The organism is Amycolatopsis sp. ATCC 39116, assembly GCF_000231075.2.
In the GTDB taxonomy this organism is placed as follows: Bacteria; Actinomycetota; Actinomycetes; order Mycobacteriales; family Pseudonocardiaceae; genus Amycolatopsis_E; species Amycolatopsis_E tucumanensis.
Map to the genome: position 1 here is coordinate 87,124 of NZ_AFWY03000014.1, position 15,196 is coordinate 102,319.

The window sequence follows — 15,196 nt, forward strand, 5'->3', positions numbered from 1 at the left end:
TCCCGCGTCAAGCCGCCCGGTCCGTGACGGCCGGCGCCTGGTCCCGCACCAGTTCGCGGCGCTTCTCGTCCTTGGCCCACCACTGCCGCTTGCCCGGGTGGCGCGCCTCGTAGCCCAGCTGCCACACGATGCTCCGGCAGATGACCTCCTTCACCAGCGCGCCGAGCCTGCCGCCGATGAAGTTCGCCTTCGCGGTGTCGTCCTTCGTCGAGAACTGGAAGATGCCGTGCCGGCGGCCGAGGCTGATGCACATCCCGGCGAACCCGACGTCGATCGGCGCGGGCTCCTCGCCCGCGATCCGGGCCAGGACCGTCCGCGCGGCCTGCGGGCCGACCTGGACGGCGGCCTGGCAGCTCATCCGCACCGGCAGCCCCGACGGCGCCGCCGAATCCCCGGCCGCGACGATGCGCTCGTCGTCCACGCTGGTCAGGGTCTCGTCGGTGAGCAGGCGGCCCAGCGCGTCGGTGGTCAGGCCGCTGCGGGCGGCGAGGTCAGGGACGCCGAACCCGGCGGTCCAGATGGTCACCCCGGACAGCAGCGCGCGGCCGTCGCTGAGTTCGACGGCGTCCCGCGTCACGGCCGTCACCGTGGGCCCGTCGAGCACGGTCACGCCCAGCTTTTCCAGGCGCCGGGCGACCGAGCGCCGCCCCTTCGGGTGCAGGTACGGGCCGAGTTCACCGCCGCAGACCAGCGTCACGGCGCGACCCCGCCCGGCCAGCTCGGCGGCGGTTTCGATGCCGGTCGGCCCGCCTCCCACGATCGTCACGGTCGACGCCGCGTCGAGGAGTGGCCGCACGCGCTCGGCTTCCTCCAGGGAGGCGATGGGGTGGGCGAATTCGGCCGCGCCGGGCACGCCCGGGTCCGCGCTGCCGCTGCCCACCGCGTAGACCAGGTAGTCGTAGCCGAGGGTGTCGCCGCCGGCCAGCGTCACGCGCCGCGCGGCGGCGTCGATGCGGGTCGCGGTGTCCACCACCAGCCGCACGCCCGCGGCCAGGACTTTCCGGTAGTCCACGACCGCCGGGCCGGTGCCGCCGGCCAGCTGGTGCAGGCGGATCCGGTCGACGAACTCCGGGCGCGGGTTGACGAGGGTGACGGTCACGTCGCCGCGCTGCGTCAGCCGGTTCGCCGCCATGACTCCGGCGTAACCGCCGCCGATCACGATCACTTCGGTGTTGCCGCTCATGGTGTCTCCTTCGCAGAGGGTCGACCATCTGACAAAGCGGCTCCCCGGGGCGTGACAACGCGTGACCCGGATCACTCCCGTGCCCGCAGGATCTAGCCGGCGACTCCTCGGCGGCGGGCCGGGATCCGTGACGGCGCCGTCCGCGGCGTCGCCAGGCTACACAGTGATGTCCGATCGGGCTCTGAGGTGTCGCCTGTCGTGAGGAAGTCCGCGTAGGACTGGCGCAGCTCGTCGAGATCTCAGGCGCGCAACGGCTTCCCTGCCGACGTGGTGACCAGGCGACGGGCCGCGCGCCAGAACCAGTAGTCGCCGAGCAGGGTGCCCAGCAGGCGCTGCGAGTGCTGCGGGGCGGGTCCGGTCATGGCCGGAGTCTAGAGGCCTTCCACTGAGTGACAGTGCCGTTGACGGTCGTCGTGCTAAATGACCACAGTGAGGTCCCCCAACGAAGGGAAGGCGTCCTGTGAAGCAGTTCGTGTGGAAGGTCCTGGCGGCCGCCGCGGCGGCCGTGGCCCTCACCGGTGTGACGGTGGGCCTGGCATCGGGAACGACTCCGGAGACGGCAAACCGGCCGGCGATGGAGCAGTTCCACCCCGTCGTCCGCGAGGCGGCCGCCAACACGCGGGGCCTGGCCGTCGAGTACACGGTGTACCGGCCGGCGGACCTGGACGAGATCCACGGCAGGCTGCCCGTGGTCGTCATCGGCAACGGCGCGTGCCGCCACCTCGGCAACAACGAGCTGCTCGCCACGGAGATGCTGGTGGCCGCACACGGTTTCGTCGTGGTCGCGGTCGGCGCGGTCGACCAGCCGGCGAACGACGAGAACGGCACCCCGCGCCCGGAGGTCATCACCGACGGCATCACCTGGGCCGAGCGGGAGAACGACCGCAAGGGCAGCGACCTGCGCAACCGGCTCGACCTGAACCGCGTGGCGGTGGCCGGGCACTCCTGCGGCGGGCTCGAAGCACTGGTCGCGGGCGCGGATCCGCGGGTGAAGTCGGTGGCCTCGCTCGACAGCGGCTTCTTCGCCGACGGGCGGTACGGGTACGGCCGGGAGGAGCTGGCGAAGCTGCACACCCCGGCGTTGTTCCTCGACGGCGGACCGTCCGACGTGGCCCACGAGAACAGCCTCGCCAACTACGACCTGGCGACCGTGCCCGCCGTGCGGGCGACCAACCCGGGCGCCGGGCACAGCGGGTTCTGGTACGGCCTGCGCGACGGGCAGGTCGACGCCGCCATGCGTGAGGAGGCCGTTTCGGTGCTGGTGAACTGGCTGGACTTCACCCTCAACGGCAACCCGGTGGCACGCGACTACTTCCTCGGCTCGTGCACGCTGTGCGCGACGCCGGGGTGGGAGGTCGCCGCGAAGAACTTCCCGGTCCGATGAGGCGGCTCGCGCGTGCCCTGGTGGCCGCACTCCTGCTCACCGCCGGGACCGCGGTGCCCGCGTCGGCGGCGGGCCAGTGCCTCGCCGGCGCGTCCTGTCTCGACGGCCGCCTCGCCGACGGCACGCCGTACCTGTTCGTCAAGCCGGACCACTGGCAGGGCACGGTGATCGTCGGGCTCGACTTCGCCTCCGGCGGGCTCGCCGATCCGCTGACCGTCCGGCTCGTGGACCGCGGGATCGCCGTCGGCGGGACCACCCGCACGGTCACCGGGTGGAACATCGCGCGGGCGATCGACAACCAGGCCGAGGCGCTGTCCCGCTTCGAGGCGGCCTCCGGCCCCGCGAAGTGGGCCATCGCGTCCGGCGAGTCCATGGGCGGGTTCGTCTCCGCCGGGGCGGCGCAGGTGCACCCGGAGGTCTTCGACGCCGCGGTGCCGTTCTGCGGTGGCCTCGGCGGCGCGGTCGGGCAGTGGAACCAGAAGCTGGACACCGTGTTCACGCTGAAGACGCTGCTGTTCCCGGACCGCGACCTGCCGGTGACCGGCATCCCCGCGGACGTGCCGGGCACGCAGCAGGCCTGGATCTCGGCGCTCGCCGGGGCACAGGCGACGCCGGAGGGCCGGGCGCGGATCGCCCTCGCCGGCGCGATCGGGCAGCTCCCGGAGTGGGGTCTCGCGGCCGACGGCTCCGAGACGCCGCTGCCCCGCACCGTGACCGAGCGCCAGGAGGGCACGTACCTCGCGCTGGCCGGCGGCCCGTTGCCCTACATCGGACAGGCGATGAGCAGCCGCAGGCAGATCGAGCAGCTGGCCGGTGGCAACCCGTCGTGGAACACCGGGGTGGACTACGCCAGGCAGCTTGGCGACGACCCGGCGGTGCGGGAGCTGTACCGGCGGGCCGGGCTGGACCTCGCCGCGGACCTCGCGCGGCTGGCGGCGGCGCCGCGCATCGCCGCCGACCCGTCCGCGGTGGCCTACCTCAGCCGCGGCATCGTGTTCGACGGCGAGCTGGACATCCCGGTGCTGACCGTCAACGCGACCGGCGACCAGATCTCGACGGTGGCGCAGCAGCAGTCCTACGGCGCGGTGGTGCGGTCGGCGGGCAACGGCCCGCTGCTGCGGCAGACGTACGTGCAGACCGCGGGGCACTGCACCTTCACCGCGGACGAGCAGGTGAGGGCCATCGAGGTGATGCTGGACCGGTTGCGGACCGGGCACTGGCCGTCCACCTCGCCGCGGGTGATGGGCGGCCGGTACGTGCCGTTCACGCCGCCGGTGTTCAACCGGCCGTTCACCGCAACGGTGTCTCCCGGACGGTGACGACCGCGGCGAAGGCCAGCAGCGCCAACGGGATCGCGGCGAGGAACGCGAGCCGCAGCCCGCTGGTATAGGTCAGGTGCACTGTCTCCGCCAAGGCGGCCGGGAGCCGGGCGATCTGTTCGGGAGTGCCGAGCAGATCGCCCGGCAGCCCCTCGCGGAGGTGGGACGCGATGACCGAGCCGAAGGCCGCCACGCCGACCGCCCCGCCGAGGGAGCGGGCGAACGTGGCGGCCGAACCGGCCACCCCCAGGTCACCGGGACCGACCGCGTTCTGCGCCGCCAGCACCAGAACCTGTTGCGCCATCCCGGTTCCCGCGCCGAGGACCGCCATCGCGGCGGCGAGCCACCACGGGGAGGTGGCGGGCGTCAGCGGGGCGAGCATCACCAGGCCCACCACCAGCAACGCGCACCCCGCCGCGGGGAACACCTTCCAGCGGCCGGACGCGACGATCCGCCGTCCGGTCAGCACGGAGGCCGCGATCATGGTGCCGATCTGGGGCAGCATCAAAAGGCCGGCGCGCACCGCGTCGTGCCCGCGCACCACCTGCAGGTACTGCGGCAGGTAGATGATGCCGCCGAACATCACCGCGCCCAGCAGGAAACTCGCGCCGACCGCCGCGGCGAACGACGGCACGCGGAACAGCCGGGGCGGCAGGATCGGATCCGCGGCCCGCAGCTCCCTGGCGAGGGCCGCGATACCCAGGCCCACGACCACGAGGCCCAGCACGAGGTTCGGCCAGGACAGCCACGGCCAGGCGCTGCCCGCTGCGGACAGCAGCAGCACCAGGCCGCCGAGCGCACCCGTGAGCAGTGCGGCGCCCGCGTAATCCACGGGGGCGCGGGATGTCGGTGGCTGCCGGTGGGGCGCCAGCCGCACGAGAACCGCCGCCACCGCGGCGATCGGCACCACGCCGAGGAAGCACCACCGCCAGCCCCACGCGCCGACCACCAGACCACCGGCCAGCGGCCCCGCGACCGACGCGACGCCGAACGACATGCCGAACCAGCCGGTGTACCGGCCGCGCTCCCGTGCCGGGACCAGCCCGGCCACCAGGGCGTTCGACAGCGCCAGGATCCCGCCCGCGCCGGCGCCCTGCACCGCGCGGCCGGTGATCAGCCAGCCCATCGCCGACGCCGCGCCCGCGATGAGCGAACCGGCCACGAACACCGCGATCGCCGCCAGCAGCAGCGGCCGCGGGCCCCGCCGGTCGGCGCCCTTGCCCCACAACGGGGTCGCGGCCGTCATGGTAAGCAGCGCGGCGCTCGCCACCCACGCCACTTTGTCCTGCCCGCCCAGCTCCCCGGCGATCGTCGGCAGCGCGATGCCGGCGATGGTGTTGGTCAGCGACGCGGCGAACAAGGCGACCAGCGCGCCACCGAGCACGGCGGGCATCGACGGGGGTTCAGGGTTCACCATTCACGCACCAGTGAGCTGATCGCTTCCGGCGACGGCTGCCGCGGGTCGCCGTGGGCGTCGGGGGTGGTTCAGCCCGTCGCGCCCGCCGCGCGCCTGGGGCGCCGCCCGCTGCGCGTCGCCGAGCGCCGTGGGTGTCGAGGGTGGTTCGGCGCACGTCACGGTTCCGCCCCTCGCGCGCGCTGATCGCCTGGGGCGGCGGCTGCCGCATGTCGCCGAGCGCCGTGGACATTGGAGGTTGTGCTGATCGCCTCCGGCGACCGCTGCCGAGCACTGCGGGTATCGGGCTCGTTCAGCACACCTCACGGTCCAGCCAGTCGCGCACCACGGCGCTGATCGTCTCGGGCGAGGCCTGCCGTGCATCGACGTTGTCCGCGTGCAGCTCCAGCACCGGGATCCCCGCCGCCCGCAGGGCGCGTGTCGTGAAGTAGCCGCCGCGCGCGTCGTCGGAGACCAGGTGCACCACGCCGTCCACGCCGTGGTTGCGGGCCTCCTTCACGTACCACTCGGCCGACCACGGCGGCGTGTACAACTGGTCGGAGAACGCGGCGAAACGCGCCGCCAGTGCCCGCAACGGGTCGTCGCCGTAGCGCAGGTACCCGTCCGCCGCGATCGCGAGGTACATCGACCACACGAACACCGCGCCGTGGCTCTCCTGGAACCGGCGGTAGAAATCCAGGTCGAACCACAACCCCCGGCCGATCCACATGAGACGGACGCGCTCGTCCTCGCACACCGCCGCGCCCGCGTCGATGCGCGCCGCGACCTCGTCGTGGAAGGCCCGCGCCGCGTCCCGCGCCCATTCCGTCCCGCGATGCCACTGCGGCACCATGACGCTCGGGATGCTGTCGGTGACCGCGAGCGGGCACGGCCGCGCCGCCGCGATCAGGTCCCTGGTGCGCCGGTTCCACTCCTGCTGCTCGTTGACCAGCGCCATCACCTCCCGGAAGCGGGTCTCGGAGAACACCCGCCCGGTGGTCTGCTCCAGGAACCGGATCAGCCCCTCCAGCTCGCCCACCATCAGGTCGAGCCGGTCGCTGCCGATCGCCTCCTCCCAGCGCCGCGGCATCAGCTCCCACCAGCGCACCGGCACGTCGTCCGCGGCCGCGCTCTCCAGCGGGTAGAACGTGATGCCCGGCTGGGCGTCCCAGACGTCGAAGATCTTGCGCGATGCGTCCCCGGTGGTCTCGGCGAGCACGATCGACGGCCGCGGCAGGCCACCCCACGGCGCGTTCGCCGGATCGGGGTCGAACAGCGAGGCCAGCGACGTCGAGCTGTACTGCTCCACGTAGTCCGGGTAGCCGCGCTCCCGCAGCAGCGCGAGGTAGTCCTGGGTGCGCCGCTTCGCCGCGACGATCGAGGCCCACCACTGGTTCACCACGTACGGGATGCCCATGGCGCGGAAGATCTCCTGCGGCGCGTCGGCGTTGACCAGCGCCAGCGGCCCGTCCTGCGCACGCAGGCCGGCGAACCACTCCTTCTGGTAGGCGGTGGCGGCGGACGCGGAGGCGAGGCGGGTCACGGCAGTTCCTTGATCGCGGTGCGGGCTTCGGGGGTGAGGCCGCCGTACGGCTGCCGTTCCAGCAGGACCGCCGGCAACCCGGTGGCTTCGCGCTGGGCCGGGTAGTCCCACGGCGGCGCGTCGTCGTGCTCGCGGACGTAGGAGATCAGCGCTTCGGCTCCGCACTCCCGCGCCGCGGCGGCGGTGTGCGCGGCCCGGGCGCGGATCGACGCGCGCGGGGCGGACGGCCCGTTGTGCTGGTAGCGCTCGGCCAGCGCCAGCTCGGTCGGCGCGCCCACCCGCCGCTGCCACAGCAGATCACCCCAGTCGTGGTCCTCGCCGACGATCAGCAATCCCGCCTCCTCCAGCGCCTCGTACACCTCCGGGCCGTCGTGCCCGCTGCCGGTGAGGAACACCCGCAGCCCCGGCACCGGGGCGTGCTCCTCCTCGAGCACCGACTCCACCAGCTCGATCGCCGCGGGCACCGGCAACGCCGTCGTCCGGGCCACGATGGACAGTGCTCGCGTCCCGCTCAGCCGTCCGCGCCGGCGCAGGGCCGCCATCTCACCGAGCAGCGCCCGCAACCGGTCCTGGGCGGTGATCGCCTCGGCCAGTGCCGCGTCGGTGATCACGGAGCCCGTCCACGATTCCAGCGTCGCCCGCAGCTGCCGGACCTTCGCCAGCACGTACCGCGTCGTCGTGCGGTGCGGCAGGTGCAGCACGTCGACCAGGTGCACCGGCGGCAGCGCCACCGCCGGCTCCACCCGCCGCAGCTCGCGCAGCGCGTAGAACAACCGCAACGACGCTTCGCAGTCGCGGGACACCACGAGCCCGTCCAGCCTGCCGAACTCCCCGGCCAGCAACCGGGACAGCAACGACCGCGCCGCCGGGTCGAGGCCGCGGCCGAGGTACTTCTCGCCCAGCGTCCGGTCCGCGTCCGGCCGCCCGGCCAGCCGCACGGGACGCGCCCCGGCCGCGGTGATCAGCTCCACCGGGACGTCCGCGCCCACGTATCCGATCACCGCGGCCATCAGATCACCGCGTCGGCGGCCAGTTCCGCGAGCTGTTCGGCGCTGTACCCCAGCCGCTCCCGGTACACCTGGTCGTTGTGCTCGCCGAGCGCGGGCGCCGGGCGGTCGAAACCCGCGCGGGCGCCGGAGAACCGGATGGGGATGCCGGTCGCGGACAGGTCGGCGACCGCGCCGTGCCGTGGGTGCGCGAGCGGCACCACTTCCTCGCGCTGCCGCACGAGCGGATCGCGCACGGCCTCCCGCGGTTCCCGCACCGGCGCCGCGGGCACCCCGTGCGCGGCGAACGCGTCGACCACCTCGGCCACCGGGCGCGACGAGCACCACTCGCGGATCAGGTCGTGCAGCTCGTCGGCGTGCCGGACGCGCTGGTCCCGGCTGTGGAACCGGTCGTCCTCGACCAGGTCCGCGCGTCCCATCGCACGCAGCACGCCGTGCGCGAACGCGTCGGTCGGCGCGCACAGGGCGACGTGACCGTCGGCGGCAGGCAGGATCCCGAAGGGCGCCAGCCGCGGCACCATCGACCCGGTGCGCTGCGGCAGCCCGACCGCCTCGAAGGCGTCGAACGGCTCGCACGCGACCAGCGAGGTCAGCGCGCCGAGCATCGACACGTCGACGTGCTGCCCCTCGCCGGTGTGCTCGGCCTGCATCAGCGCCGACACGGTCCCGATCACCGCGAACAGCGGCGCCAGCATGTCGCCGACCGGCAGCCCGAACCGCACCGGGCCTTCGTCCGGCTCGCCCGCGGTCATCATCACGCCGCTCAGCGCCTGGATGATCGAGTCCATCGCCTTGCCAGAGCCGGGACCGCCCTGCGCGCCGAACCCGCTGATCGAGGTGTAGACCAGGCGCGGGTTCAGCTCCCGCACCGCGGGGTAGTCGATGCCGAGCCGGTGCGTCACGCCCGGGCTGTAGTTCTCCACCAGCACGTCGGCGTCGCGCACCAGGTCGGCGAAGACCGCCTTGGCGCGCGGGTTCTTCAGGTTCAGGGTGACGCTGAGCTTGTTGCGGCCGCGGACGAGCATCGACACCGACATGTCGTCGTCGCCGCGCCGCGTCAGGGAGAGCCCGTCGCGGCCGAGGTAGGGCGCGTTGTTGCGGGAGGAGTCCCCGCCGGTGAACGGGTTCTCCACCTTGATGACCGTGGCGCCGAGCCCGGCGAGCAGGAGCGTCGCGTACGGGCCGGCCAGCGCTGTGGTCAGGTCGATGACGGTGCGCCCGGCGAGCGGCTGGTCGGTCATGACGTCCTTTCGATGTCGTCCAGCAGGACCCGGTCGCCGCGCGGCGTGAACCGCCCGTTCAGCCCGGCCCTGCGGGTGATGTCGTCGATGTAGCCGGTCACCCGGTCGCCGTCGGGCGTGCCGCCGCACGGCACCGGCGCGCCGCGCTCGTCGATCCAGCACGGCACGAACCCGGCTTCGGCGAGCCCGTCGCGGTCGAAGCCGAGCCAGGCGATCGCGGTGTTGCGGCTTTCCGGGTGGAACGGGTAGGCGGGCATCCGCGGGTCGGGCGCGAACCCGTACAGCTCCTTGCGCCGCCGCGACCACGCTTCCAGCTCCGCGCTGGAGTCCGAGCCGGTGCCCGGGGTGAGCGCGTGGGTGACGGTGACGAAGTTGCCGAGCCCGTGGAAGATCGGCTTCCCCCGGTGGGTTTCGACGCCGCGCATGATGTGCGCGTGGTGCCCGAACACCGCGTCGGCGCCCGCGTCGATCGCCGCGCGGGCCACCGGCTTCTCGTACATCGCGACCGCGGCCGGGGTGTGGCCGACGCCCTTGTGCAGCGACACCAGCACGATGTCGGCGTCCGCGCGCAGCGCCCGGATGTCGTCGGCCATCGCGTCCAGGCTGTCCGGGTCGGCGAAGGTGTAGATCTTCGGCGGCCCGCCGGGGCTCGCGTGGTCCAGCTCGTAGTGGGTGAGCACGTGCACGTAGGCGCAGCCGGGTTTCTTCGACGTGGCCCAGGATTCCCGCGGGCCGACGCAGTTGTAGGACAGCACGCCGATCCGCAGCCCGTCGCGCTCGACGATCGCCGGCCTGCGGGCCTCGTCGAGGTTCGCCCCCGCGCCCGTCGGCAGGAGCCCGGCTTCCCGGGAGTGCCTGATGGTGTCGGCCACGCCGACGTCACCGGCGTCGCAGATGTGGTTGCCCGCCAGGGTGACGATGTCGAAACCCGCCTGAGCAAGCGCCTTCAGCGCCGCGGGGTCGGCGGGCGGTGCGGGCACGTCGGTGCTCTGCGAGACCGTCGTCGTGGAGTGCGGGACCTCGACGTGGCCGATCGTCACGTCGGCCGCGCGCAGCAGGTCCGCGGACGGGGCGAGGAACGACGCCGGGTCCGGCTCGTCGAGGATCAGGTCCCCGACCGAGGCGATGGTGATCACGACACACCCTCCATCGTCGCGTTGTGGCGGGCCAGGAAAGCCCGCAGCCGCGGGGTTTTCGGGTCGCCGAACAGCTCCGCGGGCGGCCCGGACTCGACGATCCGCCCCGCCTCCATGAACACGCAGCGGTCGGCGACCTCGCGGGCGAAGGCCATCTCGTGGGTCACCACGACCATGGTCATGCCGTTCGCGGCGAGGTCCCGCATCACGCCGAGCACCTCGCCGACCAGCTCGGGGTCGAGCGCGCTGGTGGGCTCGTCGAACAGCGTGATCCGCGGGTGGGTGGCGACCGCGCGGGCGATCGCCACGCGCTGCTGCTGGCCGCCGGAGAGCTGCCGGGGGTAATGCTCGGTGCGGTCGCTCAGGCCGACCTGCGCCAGCAGCTCCAGCGCCTCCACCCTGGCCTCGGCGCGGTCCCGGCCGTGCACGCGCACCGGCGCTTCGGTGACGTTGCGCAGCACGGTCATGTGGGGGAGGAGGTTGAACTGCTGGAACACCATGCTCATCCGCCGCCGCTGGGCCGCGACGCGCCGCTCGGGCAACGGGCGCAGCCGGGAACCGCGGCGCTCGTAGCCGAGCAGCTCGTCGTCGAGGTAGATCGCGCCGCCGTCGATGCTCTCCAGCTGGTGCACGCACCGCACCAGCGTCGACTTGCCCGACCCGGACGGGCCGATCACCACCACGACCTCGCCCTCGTGCACGTCGAGGCTGACGTCGTCGAGCGCGGTGTGGTCGCCGAAGGACTTGCGCACGTTGCGCACGCGCAGCACCGGATCGCTCATTTCCGCACCCCGTGTCCCCGGCTGAAGTGCCGTTCCAGGCGGCGCTGGCCGATCGTCAGCAACGTGACCACCGCCAGGTACCACAGGCACGCGACGATGAGCATCGGCACGATCTGGTAGGTGCGGTTGTAGATGACCTGGACCGAGTGCAGCAGGTCGGCCATCGCGATCACCGACACCAGCGCGGTGCCCTTGAGCACGCTGATGAACTGGCTGCCCGCGGGCGGGATGATCGTGCGCATCGCCTGCGGCAGCACCACGCGCACGAACGTCTGGCCGGGCGTGAAACCCATCGCCCTGGCCGCGTCGCGCTGCCCGCTGTCCACCCCGAGCAGCCCGGCGCGGATGATTTCGGCCAGATAGGCGGATTCCACCAGCGACAGGCCGATGATCGCCGCGGTGAGCGGGGTGATCACCAGGTTGGCGTCCCAGGAGGCGAACACCGGGCCGAACGGGATGCCGATCGACAGCCGCGGCAGCAGGTAGGCCAGGTTGAACCAGAAGATCAGCTGCACCAGCGGCGGGATGCCGCGAAACACTCCGATGTAGACGGTCGCGGCCCAGCGCAGCGGCGGGAAGTCGCTCAGCTGCGCCGCGGCGAGCAGCCCGCCGACCAGCGAGCCGATCACCATCGCCACCACCGCGAGCAGGACGGTGGTGCCGAGCCCGGCGAGCACGGTCGGGTCGAACAGGTACTCGGCCACGACGTCCCACTGGAAGCGGGAGTTGCCGATGAGGAACCAGGCGAGCTGGGCGGTGACGACCGCCAGGACGATCCCGGCCACCCAGCGCCACGGCCGGAACCGGTGGCGCGCGGTGGCGACGTCGTCGGGCGGCGCCGCGGTGAGGGTTGTCATGGGTTCTCCGTGGTCAGCGGGACGTGGCGACGTTGAGCAGCGGTTTCTCGACCGTCACGTCGGTCAGTCCCCACTTCTGCATGATCTGGCGGTACTCACCGCTGTCGAACAGGGCCTGGAACGCGTCGCGCAGCACCGGGCCGAGGCCGTTGGTCTTCGGCACGAGCAGCGCGAGGTTGTCGGCGGTCGCGCCCTGCGCCTCGGTCTGCGTGACGTAGGTGAAGGCGCCCTTCTGCGCGGTGGTGACGTCGATGGCCGCGGCCTGGGTCATCCCGGCGGCGTCCGCGCGGCCGGACTGGGCGGCCAGCATCGTCGCGTTGGTGTCGGCCAGGCCGATCGTGGTGGTGGGCGCGCGCCCGGCGCCGGTGCAGTACTGGGAGAGCTTGTTCAGCTGCTCCTCGACGATGCTCGCGCTGACCACCGCGACCCGCTTGCCGCACAGGTCGTCCACCGTCTTGATGCCGGCGGTGGAGCCCGCGGGCACGACGTAGGAGGTGCGGGTGGTCATCCAGGTGATCGAGTCGAACTGCTGCTCGCGTTCGGCGGTGGCCTTGACCGGGCCGTTGAAGGCCTCGTAGCGGCCGCTGAGCATGCCCTGCAGGGCGGCCGGGAGGTTGCTGACCACCACGGTCTGCGTGCGGACGCCGAGGACCCGGCCGAGCGCGTCCTGGAAATCCTTGTCGATGCCGGTGACACTGGTGCCGTCGGCGCCGACGGTCCGGTACGGCGGGTGCGAGTCCCCGGCGAATCTGATCACGCCGGAGTCCTTGACCTGCTGCGGCAGGGCGTCGTGCAGGGCTGGCACGGTGGCGGCGCCCGGGCCGGGACCCGAGCCGGACGAGGCCTGGCCGCAGCCGGTGACGGCCAGGACGGCGGCCACCGCGAGGACGAGGGGACGGCGGAGGGTGAGGCGCATGGCGTGTTTCTCCCTGCGTTGGGCCTTGCCAGGCGATCGGAGAGGGTTGCTGTCGAAGTTGAGGACGAGCGTCGCACGAGCTGTCGCCTATTTCAAGACCTGTGCGAGACTGGGCCGGTGACCGCGAAGAAACCGGGGGACGCGTTGCCCCGCCCGCAGAACGGCGCCGAACCCCAGCTGCTGCTCACGTCGCTGCTGGGTGACTTCTGGTACTGGCGGGACGAGCACGTGCCCGCGACCGCGCTGGTCCGGCTGCTGGCGGACTTCGACGTCACGGCCGACGGCGCCCGCGCGGCGATGCGGCGGCTCGCGGCGCGCGGGCTGCTCACGGCGTCCCGGCAGGGCCGGACGACCGCGTACGGGATCCCGCCGCGCACGTCAGAGGTGATCGTCGAGCGCACGCACCGCATGCTGACGTTCGGCTCGACCGCCCCGAAGTGGGACGGCCGCTGGACGGTCGTCGCGTTCTCCGTCCCCGAACAGGACCGGACGCTGCGCAACAACCTGCGCTCACGGCTGCGGGTCCTGCGCTTCGCCGCGCTGTACGACGGGGTGTGGGTGTCGCCGCACGACCTGGGCGGACAGGCCCTGGAGGTGCTGCGCGAGCTTGGGATCACGACAGCGACCGTGCTGCGGTCGACCGAGGTGCCGGGCGGGCCGGTCAGCCCGGTCGCCGCGTTCGACCTGGAGCCGCTGGCGAAGGAGTACCGCGAGTTCGCCGACCGGTACGAGCCGATGCTGCAGAGCCTCGACGACGGGCTCATCGGGCCGAAGCAGGCGCTGCGGATGCGGACCGAGCTGCGCGTGGACTGGCGGCACTTCCCGGAGACGGACCCGGACCTGCCCGCCGAACTGCTGCCGGCGGGCTGGGACCGGGCGCGGGCGCAGCGGGTGTTCGTGCAGATCTACGACCGGCTCGGCCCGCTCGCGGAGATCCGGTTCCGGCAGATCCTCGGGTCGGTGGCGCCGGACCTGGCCGAACACGCGTCGCACCACGACTCGGCGACGGTCGCGGAGCTGTTCGCCACCCTCGGGGACCGCCGTGCGCACGGTGACACGCCGTTCGAGCAGGCGGCCGCCGCGCGACGCATCGCGGAGGCGGAGCGGGGCTAGGTGGGGTTGGTTGCGCGCCCGGCGGGGTCGTGGCAGCCGATTTGGTGTGGGTTCGGTGGCGGGCCGCGACGCAGCCGCTCCGATGCCGTGCTCGGTGCGCGGCGCCGCCACCCGCGCGTCCACTCCCGGCGAGGTGCGGCGCGGGCGGCGTCCGATCCGGTGCTGCACATCTCGAGGGAGAGACCCCGTGCCCAGGTGGTCACGAACCGTTGCCGTCGCCTGCTCGGCGATTCTGCTCGCAGCCGCGCCGTGCCCGCGGTGGCGTACCCGCCGCGGATCAAGGTGTTCGTCACGAACACCGGTTCGCGCAACCTGACGCCAACTACAGCGACAACACGGTCACGGTGATCACGCGCTCACCCCTGCTCGTGACCGCCAACGGGGCCGACGCCGTGACCGTCGTGGACGCCGCCGCCACCAACCTGGTCACCGGCACCGTCCCGGTCGGTCCGGCTCGGGCTGGCCAGCAAGCTCATCGTCGAGCAGGGGAGAGCCAAAGGTATACTGAGGCGAGAAATCAACTCAGTCTACTTTCTGGGGGTACCATGAAGACCTGGCTGATCACGGGCGCGTCCGGTGGTTTCGGCACCGCGATCGCCCGGCAGGCGCTCGCCGCGGGGGACGCCGTGGTCGCCACGGCACGGCGTCCGGAGCGCGTCGGGCTCACCGGGGAGCGGTTGCTCGTGCTGCCGCTGGACGTCACCGACGAGGAGGCGGCCCCCGCGGCGGCCGAGCGCGCCGTCGAGCGGTTCGGCCGCATCGACGTCCTGGTGAACAACGCGGGCCGCGGGTTGTTCGGCGCGGTGGAGGAGACGTCACCGGCGGAAGCGCGAACCCTGTTCGACACCAACGTGTTCGGGGTGCTGGCGGTGACCCGCGCCGTGCTGCCGGTGATGCGTGCCCAGCGGAGCGGGCACCTGCTGGCGATCAGCTCGATGGGCGGCTTCTCGGCCGGCGCCGGGTTCGGGGTGTACGCGGCGAGCAAGTTCGCCGTCGAGGCGCTGCACGAAGCTCTGCGCGAAGAGCTGGCGCCGTTCGGGGTGCGGGTGACGATTGTCGAGCCGGGGGTGTTCGGCACGGGTTTCAGCGGCGCGTCGGCCCAGGTCGCGCAGAAGATCGACGCGTACGCCGCACCCGACTACACCGACGACGACGGTGACCCGCCGGGCGACCCGGCCGACGCGGCGGCGGCGATCGTCGCGGTGGCCGGGGCCGCGGACGCGCCGTTGCGGCTCCCGCTCGGCGCGGACGCGGTCGCCCGCATCCGCGCGAAGCTGGACCAGGTGGCCGGCGACCTCGGAACCACGTGACGCTCCACTCGT

Annotated in this window: 14 protein-coding genes; 4 read left to right on the forward strand and 10 right to left on the reverse strand. The window is 73.0% G+C overall.

Going from position 1 to position 15,196, the window contains the following annotated elements:
• Positions 1–7: 7 nt before the first annotated feature.
• Positions 8–1,183, reverse strand: a complete 1,176-nt coding sequence (locus AMY39116_RS0317460; protein ID WP_020418920.1) for an NAD(P)/FAD-dependent oxidoreductase — start codon at positions 1,181–1,183, stop codon at positions 8–10.
• A gap of 239 nt (positions 1,184–1,422) precedes the next feature.
• A complete protein-coding gene (locus tag AMY39116_RS47840) occupies positions 1,423–1,545 on the reverse strand; it encodes a hypothetical protein (protein WP_020418921.1) in 123 nt (40 codons plus the stop codon).
• Positions 1,546–1,643: 98 nt separating this feature from the next.
• On the opposite strand from AMY39116_RS47840, the gene AMY39116_RS0317470 reads away from it, so the two are divergent.
• Positions 1,644–2,567 (forward strand): alpha/beta hydrolase, encoded by a 924-nt coding sequence (locus AMY39116_RS0317470; RefSeq protein ID WP_020418922.1) that lies wholly within the window; start codon positions 1,644–1,646, stop codon positions 2,565–2,567.
• The gene (locus AMY39116_RS43080; protein ID WP_039791581.1) at positions 2,564–3,886 is read left to right on the forward strand and encodes a S9 family peptidase; all 1,323 of its coding nucleotides are present in this window, start codon (positions 2,564–2,566) and stop codon (positions 3,884–3,886) included. The genes AMY39116_RS0317470 and AMY39116_RS43080 overlap by 4 nt, the downstream gene beginning before the upstream one ends.
• Here the strand turns inward: AMY39116_RS43080 and AMY39116_RS0317480 are convergent.
• The 8 genes from AMY39116_RS0317480 to AMY39116_RS0317515 all read right to left on the reverse strand — a co-directional run bounded on the left by AMY39116_RS0317480 (position 3,858) and on the right by AMY39116_RS0317515 (position 12,761).
• A complete protein-coding gene (locus tag AMY39116_RS0317480) occupies positions 3,858–5,303 on the reverse strand; it encodes an MDR family MFS transporter (protein WP_235716158.1) in 1,446 nt (481 codons plus the stop codon). The two genes, AMY39116_RS43080 and AMY39116_RS0317480, sit on opposite strands and share 29 nt — an antisense overlap.
• Positions 5,304–5,592: 289 nt before the next feature.
• On the reverse strand, positions 5,593–6,822 hold the full coding sequence (locus tag AMY39116_RS0317485; RefSeq protein ID WP_020418925.1) for a 2-hydroxyacyl-CoA dehydratase family protein: 1,230 nt from the start codon (positions 6,820–6,822) through the stop codon (positions 5,593–5,595).
• Positions 6,819–7,832 carry a 2-hydroxyacyl-CoA dehydratase family protein gene (locus tag AMY39116_RS0317490; protein WP_020418926.1) on the reverse strand — a complete coding sequence of 338 codons (1,014 nt, stop codon included), beginning with the start codon at positions 7,830–7,832 and terminating at the stop codon, positions 6,819–6,821. The genes AMY39116_RS0317485 and AMY39116_RS0317490 overlap by 4 nt, the downstream gene beginning before the upstream one ends.
• Positions 7,832–9,070, reverse strand: coding sequence for a CaiB/BaiF CoA-transferase family protein (locus AMY39116_RS0317495; protein ID WP_020418927.1), 1,239 nt, complete (start codon positions 9,068–9,070; stop codon positions 7,832–7,834). Before AMY39116_RS0317495 ends, AMY39116_RS0317490 begins: the two co-directional genes overlap by 1 nt.
• Positions 9,067–10,206 carry a CapA family protein gene (locus AMY39116_RS0317500; protein WP_020418928.1) on the reverse strand — a complete coding sequence of 380 codons (1,140 nt, stop codon included), beginning with the start codon at positions 10,204–10,206 and terminating at the stop codon, positions 9,067–9,069. The genes AMY39116_RS0317495 and AMY39116_RS0317500 overlap by 4 nt, the downstream gene beginning before the upstream one ends.
• Positions 10,203–10,988, reverse strand: a complete 786-nt coding sequence (locus AMY39116_RS0317505) for an amino acid ABC transporter ATP-binding protein (protein WP_020418929.1) — start codon at positions 10,986–10,988, stop codon at positions 10,203–10,205. The genes AMY39116_RS0317500 and AMY39116_RS0317505 overlap by 4 nt, the downstream gene beginning before the upstream one ends.
• Positions 10,985–11,845 (reverse strand): amino acid ABC transporter permease, encoded by an 861-nt coding sequence (locus AMY39116_RS0317510; RefSeq protein WP_020418930.1) that lies wholly within the window; start codon positions 11,843–11,845, stop codon positions 10,985–10,987. The genes AMY39116_RS0317505 and AMY39116_RS0317510 overlap by 4 nt, the downstream gene beginning before the upstream one ends.
• Before the next feature lie 13 nt (positions 11,846–11,858).
• Positions 11,859–12,761, reverse strand: coding sequence for a transporter substrate-binding domain-containing protein (locus tag AMY39116_RS0317515; RefSeq protein WP_020418931.1), 903 nt, complete (start codon positions 12,759–12,761; stop codon positions 11,859–11,861).
• 117 nt (positions 12,762–12,878) lie between these two features.
• Here AMY39116_RS0317515 and AMY39116_RS0317520 point away from each other — a divergent pair, with 117 nt between their 5' ends.
• Positions 12,879–13,874 (forward strand): PaaX family transcriptional regulator C-terminal domain-containing protein, encoded by a 996-nt coding sequence (locus AMY39116_RS0317520; protein ID WP_020418932.1) that lies wholly within the window; start codon positions 12,879–12,881, stop codon positions 13,872–13,874.
• A 545-nt stretch (positions 13,875–14,419) separates the two neighbouring features.
• Positions 14,420–15,184 (forward strand): SDR family oxidoreductase, encoded by a 765-nt coding sequence (locus tag AMY39116_RS0317530; protein WP_020418934.1) that lies wholly within the window; start codon positions 14,420–14,422, stop codon positions 15,182–15,184.
• Positions 15,185–15,196 lie beyond the last annotated feature (12 nt).